Source organism: Flaviflexus massiliensis (assembly GCF_001375495.1).
Classification (GTDB): Bacteria; Actinomycetota; Actinomycetes; order Actinomycetales; family Actinomycetaceae; genus Flaviflexus; species Flaviflexus massiliensis.
In genome coordinates, this window is sequence record NZ_LN831058.1 from 697341 (window position 1) to 719886 (window position 22546).

Sequence of the window (22546 nt, forward strand, 5' to 3'; positions counted from 1 at the left end):
GGCGAGGGCGCTGTGAATATGTGACCGGCGTGCAAAGGATTCTGTGGAGACTAGTCTTCGTACCTGCCCCAGTTGGCATCCATGCCTCGCAACCGGTCCATCTCCCTGCGTTCCTTCTTCGTGGGGCGGCCCGCACCCCTGTCTCGATGGAAGAGGGGTGGGAGGTAAACCTTCGGTCGTTCGGGAGTGTGATTGATGTAGCACTCCTGGGCAAGGGGAGCGCTCGTACGCTTGAGAATCAGCTTCGTCACTTCGAGAATGCGGTCCTGACCTTCGATTCGCAGCCGCACCTCATCCCCAACCTTGACCTTTTGGCTGGGCTTGGCGGTCTCACCATTGACCCGGACGTGGCCGGCCTTGGCCGCGGTGGTGGCAAGTGTGCGTGTCTTTAATTGCCGCACCGCCCACAACCACACGTCAACCCGAACGCTATCCATGAGGGAAGTCTAGTAGTAGCGATCGCTCGGCTTGGAGAGGCTGGGGGTCATGGGGGTCGAGGGGTATAGGGGTGGGAGCATGGGCAGGATGGTGGTGAAACGAGTGTTTGGTAACCTTGGCTTCCGTACGGAGCTTCCGCGCGGATATTCCGGCTCCTGCTGTCACGCAATCAGGAATCTCTGATCGGATAAAGTGGCTAACTGACGGGCCGGTTCACGACAGGGATAGGCGTGGTGATCAGCGTAAATATCCGTTCTTGAGAAGATGGGGCAATCGATAGCCACCGGTAACCTCGCGTTCATATCGATCGTTGACAGTGGAGGCATGACTCTTGCCGACCGTGGCGAACGCGTACCCGTCAACCAGCTTGTTGTTGACGACTTTCGTGCGCTCGTTGCGCGGCTCGGCATCATGCATGCGGTCCATCAACTGTTCGGCGGAAACGCGCTAAGCAACGGGGTTGCTTTCCCTGACCGGCCATTTACCCTCGACCGCGTACCTCAGTCCGTGGGGGATCCGGAATGGCTGATGGTTGCGGGAGAGTCCGACACCGATGTGGACCTACACCTTGACGGGGCCCCCGGCTGGGTTCGGGAACTGGTGTGCCTGGACGATAGCCCGGCACTCATTGCGTGGGGCAGGCCAGGGGACTGGGACGTGTCTGCAGAGAGGGAGAGCCTGGGGGAGAGAGGTATCCTTCCCCGGGTTGATTTTGACCGGCCGTGGATGAGCGACGATGTTCGACACCTGATCATTCCGGCGCTCTCGGACGTTGGTACCCGCCATCATTTTCAAACCCTGCTCCCCAACGACGAGCCCGATGTGCTCGATGGTGCGAATCTCACTACGCTGTCGCACGCGGCCTGGAACGCATTTGTTAGCCCCGCGGTCGTCGCCAATAAGCAGCGCCTTGCCGCTTCTCTCAGATCTCTCTCCGCCCACGTCCACCTCCTCCCTCTTGAAGCATCAAGGATCACGCAGGTCGTGAGGTTCGTGGAACGTCTCTGGTTCACGTACCTACCCGGACAGCCGAAACCGCTCTCTGAAGTGCCGGGCGTTATCGACATCCCGCCGCGTGCCCCCGCGCTCGAGCGGGAACTGACGCGCAAGAACACCGCTTTCGTGTGGGGCTGGGCCATCGCCGCCATGTCCGAAGCCGCGCGGGCCGTTCCCGTAGCTGACCGGGCCGCCCACTTCGACGAATCCGGCCTCCTGATCCGTCAAGGAAGCGCCTGGGCGAGGCTCATTGCACTGGATGCTGACCGGATGGCCATGGTCGGCGTCGGGCACGACGATCACGTCCCCATGGTGACAGCTTTCCCGCGGCCCTCGTGGGTGCCGGATCTTGCGGGGGAGTTTGATGGCGAGGAGGCCTGGACGGTGCGCGGACTGTGGCGGGGGCGAAACGCGACCGGGCCGCTCGCGAACATTGACTACCTGGCAGCAGTCCAGCAGGTGAAGCCCAACGGGGCAGCAAATCTCCCGGCTGCGCTCGCGGTCGTCCCCGACCCGGTCACTCCCGAGGCACAAGTGGAGGTGCTGGAGATGATGCAGGGATTGCAGGACTTCACGTGGAATGACTGCGTTCTTGCAACGCGACCGGCCTTCGGAACAACCCCGTCAAGCTACCCGTTCTGACCGGTTAAGCAAGGGCTCCAATCCTTTGGAGTGGTAACTTGGCTACGAACCGGATGCTGCCGTTTCGACCTGTCGCGTGGTGACGTCGGAGACGAACTCGTCTGCCTCGTCGTTGCTGTCAACCACGGCAACAAAGAAGGTGTCACCCATGCCCTGCCGGTATTGACCGGGGTTCGGTTCCGCCATGCGCAACTTCCCGCCCCACTTTGACTCCAGCTCGTGTGACGAACATTCGTAGGTGGCCTGGTCCTGCCGGGACGCATAGACCGCGATCCTGGTGGTGGAGGCGGGCTTGGGGACCGGTGGGGCCAGGAGTGGGTCGAGGGAGGCAAACTCGGAAGCATACACCTGGTAGGCGCTGCGTTCTTGCGCGAAGTTGTGCATATCCAAAGTGAAAGCGGGAGGTGCTGAGCGGGATACACGGATGATCCTGGGGGTTGCTCCCGGTGGGAAAGCGACCTGGAATGTGGAGAAAGGTGAGTCGTGCTCGCAATGATTCTGTGGCTGCCTTCCCCAGCTTCCGGAGCAGGGGCGGGATGGGAGTGACGGTGCGGTACGTATATTCCGTTGCGGACTGGCTCGGCCACTGCGTCACGCCCTCGAATAGGACGTCGCGATCGTTGCCGATGAACGCATCCCAGGAGAAGATCTCGCCGGCAGGCTCTCCCACGGGCAGGCCCGCCTCCTTGACGATCTCCAGGCAGTCAGCGTCCGATGCGCCCCAGTTGATTCCGGGAATGTTGAAGTTCAGCCGGAGCTGAGCATCCTGGCTGAGCCAGTACGAGTTGTTCGAATCGAGCCGGTCTGGCTTGCCGTACTTGAATGCCAGGAAGGCAACCGCCCGATAGACCTCATCCTCGTTCTCGAGGCTCCCCACCCGGTAGTACTCGGTCAGTGACTCCTTGAGGCGGTGATCCAATCCATCAAAGTCAGCATCCCCAATCCCCAGAACCTGGAGCCCGCTCGCTGAGAGGTTTTCACACAGGTTGATGTTGATGTTGGGGAAGTCGGGGGAGATAAAGATGAAATTGCTCATGGACAATCCTTCGGTTGGCTACCTCGATCGTAGATGGTGAGAAACGATGTGGCCGTGAAGTGGCGTGATTGAGTGCGGGGAGATGCCATGAAGACCGTCAGGTCCGACACCTCCCCGCCCCATTGGCTCACGAAACTCGAAACAGCAAGTACTAAAGTGAGTCCCGGTGATGGCTTGAACTAGCCCGCGGACTTGGATTCTGCGTTGCGCTGCTCTCTCTGCCTGCGGTGCAGGATTTTCTCGTCGATCGGCCCATCGTTCGAGGCCCGCAGATGCCGGTAGTACTCGGCCGCCTCCTCCTGGCGTATACGTTCGATGCCGGAGGAGATGGGTGCGCGCCAGTGATCCTGGTTGTAGCCGAATGCTGCAACCAGGTCGAGGGCATGGGGCCGGATCTTGGTTAGGAGGCGGGCAATGTAGTCGTTGAGCGTACGGGCACGGCCGAGGGAGAGTTGCCCGTTCATGAGGTACCAGGCAAGGTTCTTCTCGATCGTGGTGAGCGCAAACAGATCCCGGAGCCGAACGAGAACTGCGCGGGTTTCGTCGTCCTCGACTTTGGTGAGCCCGTTGTTGAATGCGGTGAGAAGAATGAGGTCAACGTGGGCCTTCGCGGTGTCGATCAGCTCGGCCTGATGGGAGTTCACGAGGGCCGTAGCGTCCTGTTTCGACATGGAATTGGCTTGGCGTAGCGCAAGGCTCAGTTCTTCGACGAGGGTCTCGGCCCGAGCGGAGATGAGTTCGACCTGCAGGGCGGGGTCCCGCAGTGAGGCTGCCGTGCGGCGGACGGACCCGAGGTCGGAGGCCGACTGGAGGAGCCTGCGCCACGGGGTGTGACGAGCCGAAATGGTTTCGGCACGGGACGCAATGAACTTCGTGACGTCACCCGTATCCATGCTCTTCATCGACTTCGCGTATTCTCCAAGAAGGCGCTTGCCGACGAGCTGAAGGAGTACGTGGTTGTCACCCTCGAAGGTCGTGTACACGTCTATGTCCTGATGTAGGCCAACGAGACGGTTCTCCGCCATGTATCCCGCGCCGCCGCAAGCTTCTCGGCAGGCCTGGATCGTGTCGAGAGCAAGCCAGGTAGCGGACGGCTTGAGAGCCGCGGCCATGGTTTCCAGGTCGATGCGGTTCTCTTCCGTGTCCCCTTCCCCGCTGAACACTTCGTGGAAGGCCCCAAGGAGGTCTTCTTGGGCGAATGCGGATGCGTAGGTGCGAGCAAGCAGGGGGAAGAGCCGCTTCTGGTGCAACTGGTAGTCGAGGAGAACGACCTCGTTGATTGCGGTAAAGTCAGCGAACTGGCGCCGCTGAGTGCCGTAGGTAATGGCAATCCCGAGGGCAAGTTCAGCCGCGGTCACGCCCGCACCAGCAAGGGAGACACGTCCCTGGACGAGGGTTGTCAGCATCGTGAAGAAGCGGCGGCCGGGGGAGGCAATGTCGGAACTGTACGTACCGTCGGCAGCAACGTCCCCGTAGCGGTTGAGCAGGTTGGTGCGCGGAATCCGGACCTTGTTGAAGGCGAGCCTGCCGTTATCGATACCGTTGAGTCCACCCTTTTCGCCATCGTCTTCGGAGCTGATGCCGGGGAGGAGTTCACCATCCTTCCGGATCGGCACAAAGAAGCAGTGGACACCGTGGTTGACCCCCTTGGTGATGAGTTGAGCGAACACAACGGCCGCTTCCCCATGCAGTGCGGCATTGCCAAGGAACTCTTTCGTTGCGGCACGGAACGGGGTGTGGATCACGAACTCTTCGGTCTCTTCGTCATATGTGGCCGTCGTACCGACGGCTGAGACGTCGGAGCCGTGCCCGATCTCGGTCATGGCAAACGCGCCGGGAAGATCCACGCTCATCGTGTCTCCCAGCCACCTGCGGTGATGCTCGGCGGTGCCGAGGTGGAGGATGGCGGAGGCGAAGAGTCCGAACTGGACTCCGGCTTTGATCTGGAGCGAGGGGTCTGCTGCGACCAGCTCCTCAAAGGCCGCGATGTTCCCGCCCGGGTTGTTCGTGCCACCCAGGTGCTCGGGCAGCATCTGCGCTGACCAGTTACGTTTCGCGAGCTCCTTCAGTCGATCGAGGGTGAGTTCCCGATGATCGGCCATCGAAATGTCGAGGGGGCGGGCGAAGGCCGGGTCGCCTCCGATCTCGCGGCCCCAGGCGCGCATATCAGCCCACCTGCCATCGAGGACCCGTGTGAGCGCGGGGACGTCAATGCCCGATTCGTCGGCGACGTAGAGGTGGGATTCGGTTGGTTCACCACCACCGTCGGCAGCTATCGGGCCGGTAGCGTTAGCCGCGTTCGCGGCATCATCAGAGGTCTCACCCGAGGGTATGGGGGGTAGCGTTGTCGTCATTGATAACTCCCGTGAGAAGTGATTGGGTAATCAGCTGTTTTAGTTCGTTCTTGGGCATGGTCTTGTCGGACTCCATCCACCACGTGAACGTGGCGTTGACGAAGCCGGTTGCCCCTGCCGCCCACGCATCGCGCAAGGCGTCGGGAATCACGTCCTCCATGGCGGAGGAGATGATGGTGGCGCAGTCGTCCAGGAACCTGTTGAGTCCCTCGGACGGTTGGGTAATGAAGTTGTAGACATTGACGGAGCTCGCGGCCGCGTCGACATACATGCCGACCATGGTCGAGATCGATTCGGCAGGGGTGGAGCCGGTGCGCACACCGTCCTCGAGGCGGTGCTTCATGCGGGAAAGAATGGACTCGCCTAGCGCACTCTTCAGGTCGTCTTTATCCTGAAAGTATCGGTAAACGATCGACTTCGAGGTGCCGCTCGCAGACGCAATCGCCGCCATGGTCACATCGGGACCATCCGTGTGAATGAGTTTGCGTGCAACATCGATCAGCTCGGCACGTCGCTGTTCGCGGTGGTGTGCCCAGCGTGTTGATCGCCTATCGGTCGACGTAATAGGGTTCACAAAACTGACGGTATCAGATACTCTCGGTATTGCATACCTTGGAATTTATTCAACGATCGGAGAACTCGTGAAATATCCCCGCAATGTTGCGGTGCTGGGTGGGAACAGAATTCCCTTCGCCCGAGCAGGCAAGGCATACAAGAACGTCAGCAACCAGGACATGCTGACCGCGGCCCTCGATGGCCTCGTGGCACGGTTCTCACTCCAGGGTGAACTGCTGGGTGACGTGGCAGCCGGAGCGGTTCTGAAGCATGCGAAAGACTTCAACCTCACCCGCGAATCCGTCCTCGGGTCCGCACTCGACTCCCGCACCCCCGCAATCGATATTCAGCGGGCATGCGCGACCGGCCTCGACGGCATCAGCCTCGTCGCCAACAAGATCGCCCTCGGACAGATCGAGGTCGGCATCGGTGGCGGCGTCGACTCCACCTCCGATGCCCCCATCGAGGTCAGTGGCGACCTGCGCCAGCTCCTCCACCGCCTCAACACCGCCAAGACCGCCAAGGACCGCCTCAAGATCCTCTCGGCACTGCGACCCGGGCACCTCAAGCCTTCTGCGCCCTCGGCGGCCGAAGTGCGCACCGGACTCAACATGGGACAACACCAGGCACTCTCGACTGAACGATGGGGGATCACCCGCGAAGAGCAGGACGAGATCGCCTACAACTCCCACAAGAACCTCATGGCGGCCTATGAAAAGGGCTTCTTTGATGATCTGATGACGGGCTACCAGGGTCTGGACCGGGACGAAAACCTCCGAGTCTCCACCCGCGAGAAGCTCGCCTCCCTCAAGCCCGTCTTTGGTGGGCCTGAGGGAACCATGACCGCGGGCAACTCCACCCCGCTCTCGGACGGTGCCTCCACCGTTCTCATCGCCTCTGAAGAATGGGCGAAGGAGCATGGACACAAGCCGCTTGCCTACATCCGTGACATCCACACCCGTTCCGTCGACTTCGTCAACGGAGCCGACCTCCTGTCCGCTCCCGCCTACGCTGCCCCTGAAATGCTGCAGCGTCACGGGCTCGGCCTGGACGACATGGACTTCGTGGAAATCCACGAAGCCTTCGCGGCAACCGTCGTCATGATCCTCAAGGCCTGGGAAGACGAAGAGTTCGGACGCAACGAACTCGGCCTCGACGGTGCCTTCGGAACCGTCGACCCTGCCAAGCTCAACGTGTACGGCTCCTCCCTCTCAGCCGGGCACCCCTTCGCGGCGACCGGTGGCCGCATCGTCGCCCAACTCTCGAAGATGCTGTACGAAGCCGGCCCCGGCAAGCTCGGACTCATCTCGATCTGTGCAGCCGGCGGACAGGGCACCGTCGCCCTCCTCGAATCAGCGGCCTGAAAGGCATCGGCATGAAAATCGACTACACCACATTCGTACGCTCCGGTCCCGGCAAGTTCATTGCCGGGAAGACCGGACTGCCCCAACCGACGGATCTACCTCGCTACACGGACCGTCCCCAGCCGATCCTCGGCCCCGTCCTCGTGCTCGGTACGAGCGGCGGAACGGAGAAGATCGCGAGCCAGCTCGTGGACTGGGATGGTGACGTGCGGCGCCACGGAGACGAACTCGACAAGATCGGCACCATCGTTGTCGTTCTTGACGAGATTGAGAACCCGACGGACATCGGCCCCATCATTCGACAGCTGCCGGCGGCGTTCAAGAAGATGAAGACCGGGGGCCGTGTCGTCACGCTCTCCCGCTCCGTCACCTCCGAGGATCCCGCCATCAACGCTGCCCGCAGTGGAGTCGAAGGGTTTATCCGCACCCTGGCGAAGGAAGCCCGCAAGGGCACGACCGCGAACGGCATTCTGATCGACGACGACATTGAGGTCACCGCATCTTCGGTCATTGGTGCCCTCCGCTTCTTCCTCAGCGCCAAGTCCGCCTTCATCACCGGGCAGACCCTGCGCGTCTCCGCGGACGGTGGGGGACTCCCAACCCTGTGGGAACAGCCTCTGGCGTGCAAAACGATCCTCGTGACCGGAGCCGCCCGCGGGATCGGTGCCGCCATTGCCGCCACCCTCACCCGAGATGGCGCAAAGGTGCTGATCCTGGATGTGCCGGGATCCGGCAGTGCGCTCGCGGACCTCGCGAACGAGATCGGTGCCATCCCGGTGCAGATGGACATCACAACCGAGAACGCCGGGGAGCGGATCGTTGATGAGCTGGACAAGCGCAATCTGGTCCTCGACGGAATCGTGCACAATGCCGGTATCACCCGAGACAAGTACTTCGTCAACATGAGTGACGATCGTTGGGATGTCGTCGTGGATGTCAATATCGCGGCCCAGCTCCGCATCAACGACATCCTGCTGGAATCCGACAAGATTGGCGATGATTTCCGGCTCGTTTCCCTCGCCTCCACCTCCGGGGTGGCGGGGAATGCTGGCCAGGCGAACTACGCCTACTCGAAGTCCGCAGTCATGGGCATGGTGGCGGCCCTCGGGCCCATCCTTGCCGAGCGCGGTGGCACCGCCAACGCTGTCGCCCCCGGCTTTATCGAGACGGAAATGACCGGCAAGATCCCGCCCGTCCAGCGGGAAATCTTCCGTCGCTCCAACTCTCTCAAGCAGGGCGGCCTGCCCCTTGACGTTGCCGAGACGGTGTCGTTCCTGTGCGGACTGCCGGCGGGTGGCTACGTGGGTCAGACCCTGCGCGTGTGCGGACAGAATCTCGTGGGTCGCTAATGCGTATCGAACTCGATTCCCTGCCAAGCTTCGGTCAAACATTCTCCGCGGCCGCCCTCCAAGCGGCCCGCATGAAAACCGGCCGAGGTGTCGCACGCGAACTGCCGGGCGTGGAGGCTGTCGTCACGACCACAATCGATCGGGCACGCCATGCCCAGTTCGTGCACCTCATGGGGGATACGGTCACGCCCCACGTTCACCCCGGCTACATTCACGCAATCGGCTTCCCCCTCACCATGTCTCTCCTGGTGCGGAAGGACTTCCCCCTCCCACTGCTCGGGATGCTGCACATCACCAACCAGGTGACGCAAACCCGCGGCATTGGCGATGGCGAGGAGCTGGTCATGGTCGCGAGCGTCGAAAACGCACGCCCTCACTACGCCGGCGCCCTCATCGACTGTGTCGTGCGAATAAGCGCAGATGGTGAGGAGGTCCTGGTCGACAGGTCGGGCTACCTCGTGCGAGGAAGTGACTTTGCCGGTAAGCGTCCAGAACGTCCCGAACGGGCCGACTTCGTTCCCGGCATCCCGACCTCGGTCTGGAATCTGGGAGGGGATGCGGGACGGAAGTATGCCCAGGTTTCCGGGGATGGTAACCCGATTCACCTGAGCAAGGTCTCGGCCAAACCCTTCGGCTTCGACAGACCTATCGTGCACGGCATGTACTCAGCATCTCGAGCCTATTCGGCCACCGGTGTGGGGAACGATGGTCCGCGCGACTGGTTCGTCGAGTTCGAAGCCCCCGTCTCCCTGCCCGGCACGGTCCAGTTCAGGACCGAACACGAGGGGGCTGAGGTGTCGTACGAGGGGTGGCGCGCGGCGAAAGGTGACAAACCTGCCCGCAGGCACTTCAACGGTTATGTTCAAACCCAATAAACGGCGAGAACTTTACCGTAACCTCGTCAATTCTTGACCGAGAATGCGAAGAATCTGGTTAGATGGTGACGTGATGAGACTGGGGATTGGGCTGGCAGTGTTGCTGCTGGCCAGCTGTGCGGCCACGGACGAGCCGTACGTGCCTAACAACTCATCGTCACCATCGACCGAAGGCCCCGTCATCGTCGACACCGGCCCAACAAACAAGGAAATCTTCGAGCGGATCGAGCAGGCCGAACGAATCGTTGACGGTCGCGCCGTAGCGGTCATGATGCGACTGAATTCTTACGTTGTCACTGTCGTGACCGAGGATGAAGTGTATGAGGTCACCCTCGTCGGCTCCGGTGTCATAACCAACAAGATTGCCGATCACGATGAGTCGGTCGATGAGCAGACAAAGCCCCAGGTGGTGACCTTGGCGGACGCGATCGATGCGGCTGCTGTGGCAAACCCGGGCCGCGTCGATGAGGCAACGATTAGCCCCCGGGACGGAAAAGCGGTCTACGTCGTGCGGATCGAGAACGAGAACGGCATGAGCACGCTCTACGTGGATGCTCTCAGCGCCGAACTGCTCGGCAGTGAAGTTCTCGAAGATGACGAGGACCCGGAGTAACCCACAATCTCGGGCCAGTTCGACGATTATTCACCTGTGTTCACCCGGATTCGTGGTGTCCTGTCCGAGTTCTTTCGAGTTCTTTTCTCGTTCGAACGTTAGGCATGCCGTTCGTCCTAATTTATCCCCATTTCGTGACAATATTCTGGTCCCATGGAGGAAGTGACAGATCCCGATCGTTCGCAGCAGGAGCTCGTCCTGTGCCCGGCCGTGGACCGGGCGTACCGGGAACTCGGAAAACGGTGGATGGGTCTGATCGTGGATGTTTTGCGGCAGCGGCCCGCGCACTTCACCGAACTCGTCAACACCCTCAGCATCTCCAAGCGCGTCCTATCCTCCCGTCTCAAGGAGCTGATGGAGATCGGCGTTGTCGACCGTGAGGACCAGGGAGGCAACATCCTCTATTCGCTCACCGAATCGGGCGAAATGTTGGCCGGGTCGATCGATGTCATGAGGGAGTGGGCGAAAAAACACCTCGACTAGCTCGGCCCGGGTTCAAACATTCGCTAGACTGCTGGCTGAATGGAGCGATCCATTCGGGCGCTCAAGCGTCGATTGCGGTGGTGGCAGCACCGAATCAACCCCCATTGTGTTCGTCATATGCTCGTGAGGTTTGTATGTCTGCCCGCTTTGTTCCGCTACGCCGCGGCCACTACGACACGTTTGCTGTCCTGTTCGTGTCTTTCCTGCTCCTGTCCAACATCGGTGCCACCAAGCTCATCGAGCTCAACCTGTTCGGTGGCACCCTGGTGTTCGATGGCGGTGCAATCCTTTTCCCTCTCACCTACATCATCGGCGACGTCCTCTCGGAGGTGTACGGGTTCAGGGCGGCACGCAAAGCCATTCTCCTCGGCCTAGTCATGTCGATCATGGCATCCGCCGTCTTCTATATCGTGCAGATCGCCCCACCGGCAGCGGACTACGAGAACCAGGCGGCCTTTGAGGCTGTTCTCGGGTTCGTCCCCCGCATCGTCCTCGCCTCCGTCTCTGGCTACGTGGTCGGCCAACTCATCAACTCCTGGATCCTGGTGAAGATGAAGGAACGCTACGGGGAAGGTAATCTGTGGGTCCGGCTGCTTGGCTCCACCATTGTCGGTGAGGCCGCGGACACGATCATTTTTTGCCTGGTCGCCTGGTCGGGTGTCATGCCGTTCTCCACCATCTTCAACCTCATGGTGGTCGGCTACGTGTACAAGGTGGCGGTTGAGTTCCTGCTTCTGCCGGTCACGTATCGAGTAGTGTCCTGGGTGAAGAACAACGAACCGGAATATGCAGAACTTGAGGAGCGCGCGTGAGCTTCACCGTTGGAACCAGGCTGGATGGTCTCGGCCGCACCGGCACCATTCACACACCCCACGGGGACATTCACACCCCCGCGTTCGTCCCCGTCGGCACCAAGGCCACGGTGAAAGCCACCCTGCCCGAGTCGATTCGGGACGTGGGTGCCCAGGCCGTGCTTGCCAACGCCTACCATCTCTTCCTTCAACCCGGTTCGGATGTGGTGGATGAAGGGGGTGGGCTTGGAAAGTTCATGAACTGGCCCGGCCCGACTTTCACCGACTCTGGTGGCTTCCAGGTCATGAGCCTCGGCACCGGATACAAGAAGGTGCTGTCGGAACAGTTTGCTGGCACCGGAAAGAAGGGGCGGGATGGGAGTGACTTGGAAGTGGCGGAAAACAAGATCCGCCGCGCCCACATTGATGACGATGGGGTGACCTTCCGCTCCCACCTCGATGGCACCAAGCATCGGTTCACCTCGGAAGTGTCGATGCGGATCCAGCACGAGCTTGGGGCCGACATCATCTTCGCTTTCGATGAGCTCACGACCTTGCTCAACACCCGCCCCTACCAGGAAGAAGCCCTCGAACGGACTCGGCTGTGGGCGGAGCGCTGCCTCATTGCCCACAAGGAACTGACCGAATCTCGCACCCACCGCCCCTACCAGCAGCTCTTCGGAGTCATTCAAGGCGCACAGTACGAGGATCTGCGCAGGAAAGCAGCCAGGGACTTGGGTGCCATGGAAGTCGGTGGTCAATCCTTCGACGGTTTCGGTATCGGTGGGGCACTCGAAAAAGAAAACCTCGGAACCATCGTTGGCTGGGTGAGCGAAGAACTCCCCGAAAACAAGGCACGCCACCTCCTTGGTATCTCCGAGCCCGATGACCTATTTGCTGCCGTTGAGGCAGGTGCCGACACCTTCGACTGCGTCAACCCCTCCAGGGTTGCCCGCAACGCTGCGATCTACTCGCCCGATGGGCGGTTCAATGTCACGAGGTCGGAGTTCCGCCGCGACTTCAGCCCGCTGGTGGAAGGATGCGAATGCTATACGTGCACGCACTACACGAAGGCCTACCTTCACCACACCTTCAAGGCGAAGGAAATGATCTCCTCCACCCTCGCTACCATCCACAACGAGTACTACACGGTCCAGCTCGTCGACTCCATTAGAAACTCCATCAACGACGGCACCTTCCACGAACTGAAGAAGGAGACCCTCGGTCGGTTCTACGCAAAGAAATAATCCCCACTGGCCAACCGGCCCTCTGCAAGGTGGGTTCAAATCCCACCTTGCACCAAGTGCTCGCAACCTTAAACCCGCCAGATAGTACTATCTGAAGCAACTGTTGCGGGGGAAGTGAGTGCACGGGAGCGACTGCGCACAGTTGCGCCGCCACTCCCGCGGTGTTTTCTAATCGTTTCTCCTGTAGTCCGTGGTGAGGATCCTGGTTTCGATTGGGCGCGTGGCAGATGCTGCCGCGATGCTGAGCGCAATGCCAATGAGGATGACAACGATCAGGGTGACGATGTTGTTGGTTTGGGCGGTCTCTGCCGGGGTGCCGACGATGAGCAGACGCATGACGAGAAGGCCCAAAGGAATGGAGACTCCCAGCGTGGTGATGAGGGGGAGGAGCACCTGCCGGTAGCGGGCCCCAGCGAACACCTTCCGTGGGGTTCCCATGCGAGTGAGAGCCAAGGTTTGTTCAGCCCGATCAACAGCGTAGGCGGCCTGATTGATGAGAGTGGAGGTGGCTGCCACGAGCAAGCCGATCGCGAGGGTGATGATGATTCCCATCCCAATGTCCTTCACCTGCAAGGCAAACAGCGGGTCATCGGGAGCATCCGGCAGAGTGAGAGTGAAGGCAGCGATGAAGCCAATGAAGGCGAGTCCACCAACGTTCCGCCATGCCTCCCGGGGCTGGGAAACAAGCCTCCTCATGGCGAGGAGTGTTGCGGAGTTCGAGGTGCGTACGAGGGGGCGTGCGACGAGCTGAATGAGCCACGGTCCCACAAGGTTGACGGTGAAGAGCATGAACATGATGACCCCACCCATGAACAGGTACGCCATGAAGTCGGACGTGATCGCATTAAAGCTCTGGGCAGTGAAGGCAAAGATGATGATTGCGGCCACGAACACGATAACTCGCCAGAACTGCAGTGCCTTCGGGGTCTCCCGCTTCGCAACACCGAGCGGGCTGATGACGACCTGGCGCAGACCAATGATTGTTGACAGCGCCGACAGGAGGAGGATGACGCCGAGGACCGCGAGGTTTAGCCACCAGGGGCCTACCATGTCACCCGGCGTGAGCGGTTGATCATGGAAGGAAATGAACCGCCACAGCGGCAGCGAAAGAACAAAGACAATCCCACCGAGCAGGGCTCCACCCAGGGTGAGGATGATGGTCTCAATGACGGACATGACCACCACTTCAACCCCAGTCATGCCAATCAAACGCAGGGAAGCGAGCCGCTTGGAGCGGCCGGATGCTCCCAGCCTGGCAGCTCCCGCACCCAGGCTCAGGATCGGCACAACGAGAATCGCGCACGCAATGATCGCAAGCGTGAGGTACATGCCCGCCAGATCGGTTGCCGACGTGTAGGGATTGCCGGTGTTCTCAATGATTCTTTCGAGTGAAGCTGGTGGGTTCTGCCACCTGCCATAGAACATGTTCGTACCACCCGCGACAGTTAGAGCCAGCAGCGTTGTGATTGCGAAGGCAAGAACGGCGAGAACATCAAGGCCGGAACGATTCGTCTTGATTCGGGACAGGGCAAGCCTGCTCGACAGTCCAATCATGCCTGGCTCACTCCCAGCGCACGGTCATCGTGAATGACGGCGTCACGAATCTCAATGAGGCGGTTGCACCACTTGGCGACCTCAAGATCGTGGGTGACAACAATGAGGGTTGCCCCAGACATGTGGCATACCGTTGTCAGGATTTGCATGACCTCGTGACCCGTGGCCTGGTCGAGAGCACCGGTTGGCTCGTCGGCGAAGACAACGCTGGGCCGGGCAATGAGCGAGCGGGCGATCGCGACGCGCTGGGCTTGACCACCAGACATTTCACCTGGCTTTCGGCCGCCCAGACCATCGAGTCCAAGACGCCGGAGCCAGTGCTCTGCCTCGCGCATGGCACGCGACCGCTTCCATCCATCGAGTAGAAGCGGGAAGGCCACGTTCTCACGTGCCGTCAGTTCATCGACCAGCTGACCATCCTGGAACACGAAGCCGAACTGTTTACGGCGCAGGATCGAGCGAGCACTGTCGGACAGGGACGTGATATCGGTATCGCCGAGCCGGACCGTTCCCGAATCTGGGCGGAGGATGCCGGACAGGGCGTGGAGGAGGGTTGATTTACCGGAACCGGACGGTCCCATGATCGCAACGGAGGCCCCGGGCTCCACGGTGAGGGAAACGCTGGACAGCGCCTTGACCAACCCGTAGGTTTTCACAAGATTGGTGGCGTGTAACGTGTTTTTCATACTGACTATTCCAGTCGCTCCGGGGCCTCGCCACCATGCACCGTACTGCCGTATCGCAGTAGACCTAGCTCTACTCCCGGGGGCGATCTGACACCACTAGGATAGAGCCATGTTTCCTCGAGCGCTCAACTGGGCCATTGCCGTCATCATCATCGGCATCCTCCTCGTCCAGTACCTGCTCGGTGCCGCCATCGCCATTCCCTTCACCCTGTGCGCGGTTGCCCTAGCCCTCGGAGTGAACCGGAAGCCACGCGAAGAAGACCTGGATGTGGAAGACGTGGCCGGGTTGCGCCGCTCCCGCAGAGAAATCGTGGGAGCCTTCGAGATTGAGAGGCGCAGGATCGAACGCGACCTCCATGACGGTGCCCAACAGTATCTCGTGGCGGCCACAATGAAACTGGGTGAAGCCTCCCTGAGCCTCGATCCGGATTCGGTCGAAGGGAAGCTGTTGGCGGGGGCGATGGACGATGCGGAGACGGCAATGAAAGCCCTCCGTCAAACCGTTCACGGCATCCACCCCCAAGTTCTCACCGACATGGGTCTCGAAGCTGCCGTCAGGGACCTGGCGCGACGGTTCGACAATGTGGAGGTGCGGTGCCCAAGGCCGCTGCCGTCACTTCCCCGAGGAGTCACCGCTTCCGGCTACTTCTTCGTGTCTGAAGCGCTGACGAATTCCGCAAAGTATGGCGGCCCGGCAGTAGTCCTTCTCATTGCGGATGAGAACCTACATGTCACCGTGACCGACCAGGGTCAGGGCGGGGCAACGATCCGTCCCGGTCACGGCCTGTCCGGCATGAAAGAACGCCTCGCAGCCTTTGGTGGCACTCTCACGGTATCTTCCCCCGAGGGAGGGCCGACGGAGGTGCGCGCAAAAATGCCGCTACTACTCAACATTGGCGAGTCAGGCTACCTGTGATGCTGAACAGGATGGGGAGAGTGAGAGTCCCGAGTATGGATGAGCACAGAGGTGTTAAAGACCGGTGGATATGAGTTTCGTGAGGTTAATGCGTGAGAATTATTCTTGCTGATGATTCGGCTCTGCTTCGGGAGGGCATCACTGGCCTCGTGGAACGGCAGGGGCACGAGGTGTTGGCCGCAGTTTCCGATGCTCCCAGCCTTGTTGTGGCGGTGCGGGATAGCATGGTAAATGGAATCGTCCCGGACGTGGTGATTGCTGACGTGCGGATGCCACCGGGGATGGCAACGGATGGTTTGGATGCTGCCGCGGAGCTACGCGATGAGTTCCCGGAGCTTGCGATCATGATCCTCTCCCAATACGTGGCACCCGCCTACGCCCAACGCTTCCTCACCGGTGCGGGAGCCGGCTTCGGTTACCTGCTGAAGGATCGCGTGGCGAAGGTTGCCGATTTCATGCGTTCCCTCACGATCGTTGCGGCCGACGGGATTGTTATCGATCCCGAGGTGGCAAGCCAGCTGGCTCGCGGCAGATCCGGTCCCCTCGACAGCCTGACCGACAGGGAACGGGAAGTGCTGGCGCTCATGGCCGAAGGCCTGTCCAACAACCAGATTTCTGAACGACTCTTCCTCTCAAGCGGGGCAGTGTCAAAGTATGTGGCGGCCGTCTTCCTCAAGCTTGGGCTCCAGGTCGGTGAGGAAAATAGGCGAGTAAGAGCCGTTCTCACCTACCTGACCGCAACTGAATAGGCACAGACAAGCCGAGAAAGTGCGGATGCTGGGCTGGCGATTTCTGGGGCAGGTCGTTGATTGTCTGATTGGCAGTTGAAGACATGATTGATGGTTGGTGGCCTGGCCGGGGTTAGTCGCCGCTCAGCTCGGGCAGCGTCCACACGACCTCACCATTTATCTCCACCGCCGCCTTCTTCTGCGCAATGTCGAGGGTGACGGTGATGGCATGGGAGGGGTCGTGGGTCTCGTACGTCAGTGACGTGTTGGTCAGATCCTTGACCGTGGTGCGAGCAGTCTTCAGCCAGGGATGTTCGCGCCGGAAGTTCGCCGCCCACCGATAGATGTTAAGGATCTCCACCGCGTCAGGAGTCATCGCATCTTCCGGGTTATCTGGCAGCGGTGGGCGCAACGGATCGTCTGCCTCGAAGCCCTCACCCTTGACCCCGCGCCAACCAAACTCATCACCGTAGTAGAGGGAAGGGATCCCCGGGGTGGTGCAGAGGATGAGGGCGGCGACTGCCGCCTTGGTGTGCCCAAGAGTGGAGGCAATGCGTTCGACATCGTGGTTGCCGATAAAAGTGTTGGGGATGAAGGTTTCAAGGAAGATGTCGTGGCGCTGCAGGGACCAGTCGAGTTCGTAAAAGTTCTCGTCCTTCAGGCTTGACCAGGTTGCCTTCCACAGTTCGTACTGGGTGACGGAGTCGAGCCTCTGTTCGCCAACGAATGATGGATAGTCGCCGTGGATGACCTCCCCCAAGAACCACGCCTCCGGATACTGTTCCTTAATGGGCGGCAGGATCTTTTCCCAGAACTGCGGATTCATTCGGTAGGCGGCATCCATCCGCCACCCGGCCACGCCACGGTCGAGCCAGTAGGAGATGACGTCGGAAATGTAGGAGACGACCACGGGGTCGTTGTGATCGAGTTCGAGAAGACCGCCGTGCCCTTCAAAGACCCTCGGATTGCCCTGTTCGTCCCTGGCAACGTGGTCTTCGAGTGGGTGGCCCTTGGCTACGTGGTTGAACACACCATCGAGGATGATCCCGAGTCCGTGCTCGCCGGCCTCACCAATGAGCTGATCAAAGTCATCATTCGTGCCCAGGCGTGGGTCGATCGTGTAGTGGTCGATCGTGTCGTAGCCGTGGGTGAGGGACGTGAAGATCGGTCCCAGCAGAATGGTGTCGGCGAGGCTCTTGGCATGAGTAAGCCACGGAATAAGTTTCTTCAGCCTGTGCTGGTCCGTGCCCGGATCTGTCCACTCCCTGATGGGAGCTCCGGTCGCTCCCAGGGGATAGATGTGCCAAAGCGTTTCCATAGTCTCATTATCCACGAAATGACAGTGATGGTGGCGGACGGTCTTGACTACTACCCTCCCTGCATGTGAACTAGACTATCGACGTAAGCCTAAGGGGGGCCTGTGCGTAACAGTGTTGGTAGCTTACTGGGAGTTGTACTCCTTGCCGCCAGCGCCTGCGGTGCAGTGTCTGATGAACCTACGGATTCACCCGAAACCGCCTCGACCGAATCCGACCCGACAACGGATACATCCCCCACGTCAACCACCGAACCCTCTCCGACCAGTGAGCCGAGCAGCGACCCCACCGAGACGGTGTCGCCGAGCTCCGATTCGACCACGGTTGCGGGAGTGATTTCTCCCGAAGAGCAGAGTCCCGCGGAAGCGACCGCAGTGGACGGGTCGATGACGGTGGCGCTACCCGATGATTGGCGGTACGCTCCCGAACTCGAAACCCCGTATTCGGTGTTTGGGTGGACCAAGATCGATGCGACCCAGAACATTTCGGTTGCCCCGCTGGGTCCGTGGGCCCAGATCGGTGACTCCGAAACGTATCTTCAACGCCTGATCGATGCCGGGAACCTGGGTGACGCAACTGCAACCTTCGAGGGTGACGTGACCGTTGACGGCTACGATGGGTTCTGGGTTTCCGTGACGGGTCCCGGATACGTAGCGAACATTTACTACGTGAATGTTGATAGTGGCATTAAAGAAATCACGGTCAACGCACTCCACAGTCAAGGCCTGGCAGAAGCCGACAGATTGGTACATACAATTGACTTCCTATAAGCAAGCAGCATCGCTCGTCTGCCTCCTCCTCCTCCTCACAGCATGCGGAAGCGTGTCCAACGATGAAGGGACCACGCCGAGCGAACCCAAGACCACGGTGAGTGAAGGAACCGAAACCACGACCGAGCCTGACCTGCTGACAAGCAAGACCGCGGATGCTGAACACACGGTTGAAGTGCAGGTCCCGTCAGGATGGTACGAAGCCGAGAAGGAAGGCTTCGACTACCAGTACCTGTGGGAAGGCAACAACTGGGACGACATCCTTGCCCAGGACTTCACCAACACAGACTTTGAGTTCAGTGGCGAATTCTTCAGCCAGCTACTTGAAAACAACCTGCCGAGCGCAGAAACGATCACGGTCCGTGACGACAGCGCGGAACTTGGCGGCTACCCCGCCATCATCGTTGACGTCACGTACTCCACGGATTCCTACACGTCACTCACCTACGTGGATGTTGATGGTCACCTGTGGGAGTTCACCGTCAACGCACAAACACAGGAAGGCATCGAACGAGGCGAAGCCATCAACGCAACCGCCACATTCACGCCATAATCACTTCACCCGGTCCCGTACCCAGGCACCTAGCCGCGGTACGGGACCGCTGACAATCGCACAGAAACCAAGCCGCGATCAAGTGCCTCGCCCTGTAAGGTCCGTGGGCTCTTCTTTAGTCCGGACTGGGCCAATTGAGTTTGAATTAGTCCGTTTGAGATTGGGAAGAGGATGTGGCGCTCACATCGTCTCGCCGTTCGTTGTCCACCCGCGATGCCGCCCGTGAAGCATCCGTTTCTCAATTGTTTGGGGCAGGTGCGGATGCGGGGAGTGTCTGTGTGGCAGGACTCTTCTTTCGTGGCCAGGGCAGCTCGAAGAACAGCCATTTCAGCGGCGGGATCCACCGGCACACGTAGATCGCGATCGTCGGAACAATAAGCCCGAGAGCCATGAGACCGAAGAAGTGCCCCAATCCCCACTCGTGACGCCATGCGAACCACCAGCTGTATCCCAAGAACATGGGGTAGTGCATGACGTAGTAGTACAGGGAGTTTCTACCAACAAACTCGATCGGTTTCGTCAGCCAGGAAGACTTGATGAGGGGCGCATAGGCAATGACAAGTCCCGCGAAAGCCATTGGACCCCAAATGTATTCCGGGCGGTAACGGACAGGGGCAATCTCCGCCAAGTACACATAGACGGGGATGAGGAACAGGACGATCAGCACAAGCGTGACCGCCGGTTTCCTCAAGAATCTCGAGATCTTATCCAGGTGATCCATGATGAATGCGCCGAGGAAGAAGAATGCCATGAGGTAGCCCCAGCGCAGGTCAATCTGGTCGGGGTAGGGCACCTTAAGAAGGTGATAGGTGCTCAGCCCAAGGCCGATGAAGATGCCGCTCCAGAGCGGAAGACGCAACCAGACAAGTACCTGGGCTAGCAGATAGTAGAAGAACAGGTTACGTAAATACCAGAGTGGGGTGAGATTCGGGTTGTCGGGATTGATGATCTCCATCGGGATTTGATCCAATGTGGCAGCTTCGTGAATCCACAGGACCACAAAGAAGATCGCGATCCACACCGCATAGGGCCAGGCGAGTTTGGTGAACTTTCCGGGCAGAAAGCTCTTCCAGCCCCGCCGAATTGATCGGGGGACGAGCATGCCCGACAGGAACATGAGAAGTGGCATGCGCAAGAGCACAAGGATGCGGTTGGAGGTGAGCATCCAACCCGGGGTGTCAAACATTCCGTCTTGACGTCCGATTGCTTCGGCATGACCGTAGATGACGGCGATAATGGCCAAGCCCCGCACGACATCCATCCAGATAGCGCGCTGACGCACGCCCGATTCCTGTCTCTTTCCACTAGCCATACCGGCCACCCTACAAGTGGAGGGGATTGAAAGTGCCTTAATGTAGCGAATTACTCCGCTTAGCATCGCTTCTTCTTCATGAGCTTCTCGACCTGAACCTGCACCTTCGGGTTGCTGAGCGCCTGGGCAAACTGAGCAGCTTCGGTGTCGAGAACAGCTGACATGGACTTCAGTTTTGATTTCCGATCAGGTACCGGAATCGTCTTGACTGTTTTCCGCACAAGCTTGGGATCAACGCGATCGATCACGGCATCAACCAAGCCCAACTCCTGTGCCCGGGTGATCCCCACCAGTTCAGGATTCTTCATGAGCTCGTTAGCCTTATCCTCACCGATGCGCTGCCGCAACAGTTCGTGCGTACCGAAATCGGAAGGCAGTCCGAGGGTGGCATAGGCAGTGTTGTACCGGGTGCGGTGCGTGGCCAGTTGAATATCGCAGGCGAGGGCAATGCCGATTCCCGCGCCGGCAACAACACCGTCGATCAGAGCGATCGTGGTGGCGGGGGAGAACAAGATGTCTTCAATGAGATTGCCGCCCTCACGGACAATCGCCTCCACCCCGATCCTGTCAGTTGTGACCTGGGATGCGAGGGAGGAGACCGTTTCGAGCGAGCCACCCGATGAGAACGCGCCGTTTCGGCCAGTGATGATGAGACGACCGCTCTTCACCGCCTCCACTTCGCGGGCAAGGGCGCGGACGAGACCGGGGTCGAGAGCGTTAAGGGTTGCTGGATCGTCCAGGATGATCCACGTCTGATTCTTTTCCGTCAGAACGGAAATCCGTGGATCACCGGAGGTTGGAAGTTCTGCCACATTCACAGAATAGCGGTTAAATGATCAACACTTGGATGCGTGGGGTTTCCGTCCCGTTCACCAAGGGCGGGAATCCAGCTCAGATCACAAACGTACGTGCACGTTCGGATGGATGGATGAGCTGAGGTGAATGTCCTATGGCACCTGAGCGCGGGCGTGTCAGCATCCCGGAGTGAGCCCGTGACACAGCTTTGGCGTTACTCTGACAACTCAGAATGGCAGGTCTGAGATCGCGGGGATTCCGGGCAGTGAGGTCGCGGATCTCACGCCATCCAGCACCGCGAGTCGCACGGCTTCCGCCGCGAGGTAACACACCTGGTTCACGTGGGCGGCAGTGTCGCCGGTTGAGACCGCGAAGAGCGTGTCCCCATCATCCATCGTATGCACGGGGCGGATGGAACGAGCCAAACCATCGTGGGAGGCGGACGCCACCTTGGTGGCCTGAGCTTTCGTCAGTGCCGCATTCGTAGCCACAATCCCGATGGTCGTGTTGGTGATCCCGACGCTCGCACCCACGTAGCTGTCCGTGGGAAGGAAGCCAGATTCGTTGTGGGTGCCGGCGATCTTCACCCCGGAGTCATAAATGTCGCCCAGGGCGTTAACAACGACAACGGCGGAAACAACGAGATCACCATCCCGGACAGCAGCCTGGCCAAGCCCGCCCTTCATCACCCCCGGTATGCCTAAGTACTTGCCAACGGCGGCACCCGTGCCGGCACCAACATTGCCGCGCTCGCGGTTCTCACCTGCATTACGCACAGCCTGACGACCAAGCTCCTGGGTCGGTTTAGTCCCACCCGTGACGGGAAGATCAAAAATCACGGCAGCCGGCACGATCGGGACGATTCCCATCCCCGTATCAAGACCCCGGCCCTGCTCGGCCAGTTCCAGCATGACACCATCAGCGGTTGCCAATCCAAAGGCGGAGCCACCTGATAGAACGATCGCATTAACTTGCTGCACAGCTGCCGTCGGGTCGAGGAGGTCCGTTTCTCGAGTACCGGGTGCGGATCCTCGAACATCAACGCCCGCAACCCCGCCGCGATCAATGACGGCCACGGTCACGCCGGTCCCATTCATGCTGGCGTGACCGAGCCTGATCCCACCCGCGTCCACCAGTGCACCATTAGCGACAGCTTCCATGACCTGACCCTAC

At 60.1% G+C, this 22546-nt stretch carries 23 protein-coding genes; 12 read left to right on the forward strand and 11 right to left on the reverse strand.

Annotated elements, in window-relative coordinates:
• Positions 1 to 50: 50 nt before the first annotated feature.
• Positions 51 to 437 carry an RNA-binding S4 domain-containing protein gene (locus BN1241_RS07045; RefSeq protein ID WP_054952949.1) on the reverse strand — a complete coding sequence of 129 codons (387 nt, stop codon included), beginning with the start codon at positions 435 to 437 and terminating at the stop codon, positions 51 to 53.
• A 325-nt stretch (positions 438 to 762) separates the two neighbouring features.
• On the opposite strand from BN1241_RS07045, the gene BN1241_RS07050 reads away from it, so the two are divergent.
• Positions 763 to 2076: a hypothetical protein gene (locus tag BN1241_RS07050; protein ID WP_054952950.1), complete on the forward strand. Its 1314-nt coding sequence runs from the start codon at positions 763 to 765 to the stop codon at positions 2074 to 2076.
• Between the two features lie 42 nt (positions 2077 to 2118).
• On the opposite strand, the gene BN1241_RS13285 is transcribed toward BN1241_RS07050, so the two are convergent.
• The 4 genes from BN1241_RS13285 to BN1241_RS07065 form a co-directional block, all read right to left on the reverse strand.
• Positions 2119 to 2262, reverse strand: coding sequence for a hypothetical protein (locus BN1241_RS13285; protein ID WP_154665179.1), 144 nt, complete (start codon positions 2260 to 2262; stop codon positions 2119 to 2121).
• The gene (locus BN1241_RS07055) at positions 2219 to 3112 is read right to left on the reverse strand and encodes a hypothetical protein (RefSeq protein WP_054952951.1); all 894 of its coding nucleotides are present in this window, start codon (positions 3110 to 3112) and stop codon (positions 2219 to 2221) included. The genes BN1241_RS13285 and BN1241_RS07055 overlap by 44 nt, the downstream gene beginning before the upstream one ends.
• 179 nt (positions 3113 to 3291) lie before the next feature.
• Positions 3292 to 5466 (reverse strand): acyl-CoA dehydrogenase family protein, encoded by a 2175-nt coding sequence (locus tag BN1241_RS07060; RefSeq protein WP_082418255.1) that lies wholly within the window; start codon positions 5464 to 5466, stop codon positions 3292 to 3294.
• Positions 5432 to 6040, reverse strand: coding sequence for a TetR/AcrR family transcriptional regulator (locus tag BN1241_RS07065; RefSeq protein ID WP_187117611.1), 609 nt, complete (start codon positions 6038 to 6040; stop codon positions 5432 to 5434). Before BN1241_RS07065 ends, BN1241_RS07060 begins: the two co-directional genes overlap by 35 nt.
• Before the next feature lie 67 nt (positions 6041 to 6107).
• Here BN1241_RS07065 and BN1241_RS07070 point away from each other — a divergent pair, with 67 nt between their 5' ends.
• From BN1241_RS07070 to tgt, 7 genes are all read left to right on the forward strand, one after another.
• Positions 6108 to 7385, forward strand: coding sequence for an acetyl-CoA C-acetyltransferase (locus tag BN1241_RS07070; protein ID WP_222704417.1), 1278 nt, complete (start codon positions 6108 to 6110; stop codon positions 7383 to 7385).
• A gap of 11 nt (positions 7386 to 7396) precedes the next feature.
• On the forward strand, positions 7397 to 8734 hold the full coding sequence (locus BN1241_RS07075; protein ID WP_054952953.1) for a 3-oxoacyl-ACP reductase: 1338 nt from the start codon (positions 7397 to 7399) through the stop codon (positions 8732 to 8734).
• Positions 8734 to 9609, forward strand: a complete 876-nt coding sequence (locus BN1241_RS07080) for a MaoC/PaaZ C-terminal domain-containing protein (protein WP_054952954.1) — start codon at positions 8734 to 8736, stop codon at positions 9607 to 9609. Before BN1241_RS07075 ends, BN1241_RS07080 begins: the two co-directional genes overlap by 1 nt.
• A gap of 73 nt (positions 9610 to 9682) precedes the next feature.
• The gene (locus tag BN1241_RS07085; protein WP_054952955.1) at positions 9683 to 10222 is read left to right on the forward strand and encodes a PepSY domain-containing protein; all 540 of its coding nucleotides are present in this window, start codon (positions 9683 to 9685) and stop codon (positions 10220 to 10222) included.
• Between the two features lie 153 nt (positions 10223 to 10375).
• On the forward strand, positions 10376 to 10705 hold the full coding sequence (locus BN1241_RS07090; protein ID WP_054952956.1) for a winged helix-turn-helix transcriptional regulator: 330 nt from the start codon (positions 10376 to 10378) through the stop codon (positions 10703 to 10705).
• Between the two features lie 134 nt (positions 10706 to 10839).
• The gene (locus BN1241_RS07095; protein WP_054952957.1) at positions 10840 to 11517 is read left to right on the forward strand and encodes a queuosine precursor transporter; all 678 of its coding nucleotides are present in this window, start codon (positions 10840 to 10842) and stop codon (positions 11515 to 11517) included.
• Positions 11514 to 12743, forward strand: coding sequence for a tRNA guanosine(34) transglycosylase Tgt (tgt, locus tag BN1241_RS07100; RefSeq protein ID WP_054952958.1), 1230 nt, complete (start codon positions 11514 to 11516; stop codon positions 12741 to 12743). The genes BN1241_RS07095 and tgt overlap by 4 nt, the downstream gene beginning before the upstream one ends.
• A 168-nt stretch (positions 12744 to 12911) precedes the next feature.
• Here the strand turns inward: tgt and BN1241_RS07105 are convergent, their stop codons facing one another.
• A complete protein-coding gene (locus tag BN1241_RS07105) occupies positions 12912 to 14297 on the reverse strand; it encodes an ABC transporter permease family protein (RefSeq protein WP_054952959.1) in 1386 nt (461 codons plus the stop codon).
• Positions 14294 to 14983: an ABC transporter ATP-binding protein gene (locus BN1241_RS07110; protein ID WP_054952960.1), complete on the reverse strand. Its 690-nt coding sequence runs from the start codon at positions 14981 to 14983 to the stop codon at positions 14294 to 14296. The genes BN1241_RS07105 and BN1241_RS07110 overlap by 4 nt, the downstream gene beginning before the upstream one ends.
• A gap of 109 nt (positions 14984 to 15092) precedes the next feature.
• On the opposite strand from BN1241_RS07110, the gene BN1241_RS07115 reads away from it, so the two are divergent.
• Both BN1241_RS07115 and BN1241_RS07120 read left to right on the forward strand, forming a co-directional pair.
• Entirely contained in the window at positions 15093 to 15899 is an 807-nt protein-coding gene (locus BN1241_RS07115) for a sensor histidine kinase (protein WP_082418259.1), read from the forward strand.
• A gap of 92 nt (positions 15900 to 15991) precedes the next feature.
• Positions 15992 to 16648, forward strand: coding sequence for a LuxR C-terminal-related transcriptional regulator (locus BN1241_RS07120; RefSeq protein ID WP_054952961.1), 657 nt, complete (start codon positions 15992 to 15994; stop codon positions 16646 to 16648).
• A 112-nt stretch (positions 16649 to 16760) separates the two neighbouring features.
• Here BN1241_RS07120 and BN1241_RS07125 read toward each other — a convergent pair whose 3' ends face one another.
• Positions 16761 to 17945: an alpha-amylase family glycosyl hydrolase gene (locus BN1241_RS07125; RefSeq protein ID WP_054952962.1), complete on the reverse strand. Its 1185-nt coding sequence runs from the start codon at positions 17943 to 17945 to the stop codon at positions 16761 to 16763.
• A 102-nt stretch (positions 17946 to 18047) separates the two neighbouring features.
• On the opposite strand from BN1241_RS07125, the gene BN1241_RS07130 reads away from it, so the two are divergent.
• Together BN1241_RS07130 and BN1241_RS07135 are read left to right on the forward strand one after the other, a co-directional pair.
• A complete protein-coding gene (locus tag BN1241_RS07130; RefSeq protein ID WP_222704418.1) occupies positions 18048 to 18713 on the forward strand; it encodes a hypothetical protein in 666 nt (221 codons plus the stop codon).
• Positions 18700 to 19266: a hypothetical protein gene (locus BN1241_RS07135; protein ID WP_147599319.1), complete on the forward strand. Its 567-nt coding sequence runs from the start codon at positions 18700 to 18702 to the stop codon at positions 19264 to 19266. Before BN1241_RS07130 ends, BN1241_RS07135 begins: the two co-directional genes overlap by 14 nt.
• 238 nt (positions 19267 to 19504) lie before the next feature.
• Here BN1241_RS07135 and BN1241_RS07140 read toward each other — a convergent pair whose 3' ends face one another.
• The 3 genes from BN1241_RS07140 to BN1241_RS07150 all read right to left on the reverse strand — a co-directional run bounded on the left by BN1241_RS07140 (position 19505) and on the right by BN1241_RS07150 (position 22533).
• Positions 19505 to 20578, reverse strand: coding sequence for an acyltransferase family protein (locus BN1241_RS07140; protein WP_187117612.1), 1074 nt, complete (start codon positions 20576 to 20578; stop codon positions 19505 to 19507).
• Positions 20579 to 20637: 59 nt separating this feature from the next.
• Positions 20638 to 21390 carry an enoyl-CoA hydratase/isomerase family protein gene (locus BN1241_RS07145; RefSeq protein ID WP_054952966.1) on the reverse strand — a complete coding sequence of 251 codons (753 nt, stop codon included), beginning with the start codon at positions 21388 to 21390 and terminating at the stop codon, positions 20638 to 20640.
• Between the two features lie 210 nt (positions 21391 to 21600).
• Positions 21601 to 22533 (reverse strand): P1 family peptidase, encoded by a 933-nt coding sequence (locus BN1241_RS07150; protein ID WP_054952967.1) that lies wholly within the window; start codon positions 22531 to 22533, stop codon positions 21601 to 21603.
• Between the last annotated feature and the right edge of the window lie 13 nt (positions 22534 to 22546).

Excerpts from the sequence above, each read along its gene's own strand:
- BN1241_RS07045 (WP_054952949.1), bottom strand. The coding sequence starts at position 437 with ATGGATAGCGTTCGGGTTGACGTGTGGTTGTGGGCGGTGCGGCAATTA.
- BN1241_RS07050 (WP_054952950.1), top strand. The coding sequence starts at position 763 with ATGACTCTTGCCGACCGTGGCGAACGCGTACCCGTCAACCAGCTTGTT.
- BN1241_RS13285 (WP_154665179.1), bottom strand. The coding sequence starts at position 2,262 with ATGGCGGAACCGAACCCCGGTCAATACCGGCAGGGCATGGGTGACACC.
- BN1241_RS07055 (WP_054952951.1), bottom strand. The coding sequence starts at position 3,112 with ATGAGCAATTTCATCTTTATCTCCCCCGACTTCCCCAACATCAACATC.
- BN1241_RS07060 (WP_082418255.1), bottom strand. The coding sequence starts at position 5,466 with ATGACGACAACGCTACCCCCCATACCCTCGGGTGAGACCTCTGATGAT.
- BN1241_RS07075 (WP_054952953.1), top strand. The coding sequence starts at position 7,397 with ATGAAAATCGACTACACCACATTCGTACGCTCCGGTCCCGGCAAGTTC.
- BN1241_RS07080 (WP_054952954.1), top strand. The coding sequence starts at position 8,734 with ATGCGTATCGAACTCGATTCCCTGCCAAGCTTCGGTCAAACATTCTCC.
- BN1241_RS07085 (WP_054952955.1), top strand. The coding sequence starts at position 9,683 with ATGAGACTGGGGATTGGGCTGGCAGTGTTGCTGCTGGCCAGCTGTGCG.
- BN1241_RS07090 (WP_054952956.1), top strand. The coding sequence starts at position 10,376 with ATGGAGGAAGTGACAGATCCCGATCGTTCGCAGCAGGAGCTCGTCCTG.
- BN1241_RS07095 (WP_054952957.1), top strand. The coding sequence starts at position 10,840 with ATGTCTGCCCGCTTTGTTCCGCTACGCCGCGGCCACTACGACACGTTT.
- BN1241_RS07105 (WP_054952959.1), bottom strand. The coding sequence starts at position 14,297 with ATGATTGGACTGTCGAGCAGGCTTGCCCTGTCCCGAATCAAGACGAAT.
- BN1241_RS07110 (WP_054952960.1), bottom strand. The coding sequence starts at position 14,983 with ATGAAAAACACGTTACACGCCACCAATCTTGTGAAAACCTACGGGTTG.
- BN1241_RS07115 (WP_082418259.1), top strand. The coding sequence starts at position 15,093 with ATGTTTCCTCGAGCGCTCAACTGGGCCATTGCCGTCATCATCATCGGC.
- BN1241_RS07125 (WP_054952962.1), bottom strand. The coding sequence starts at position 17,945 with ATGGAAACGCTTTGGCACATCTATCCCCTGGGAGCGACCGGAGCTCCC.
- BN1241_RS07140 (WP_187117612.1), bottom strand. The coding sequence starts at position 20,578 with ATGGCTAGTGGAAAGAGACAGGAATCGGGCGTGCGTCAGCGCGCTATC.
- BN1241_RS07150 (WP_054952967.1), bottom strand. The coding sequence starts at position 22,533 with ATGGAAGCTGTCGCTAATGGTGCACTGGTGGACGCGGGTGGGATCAGG.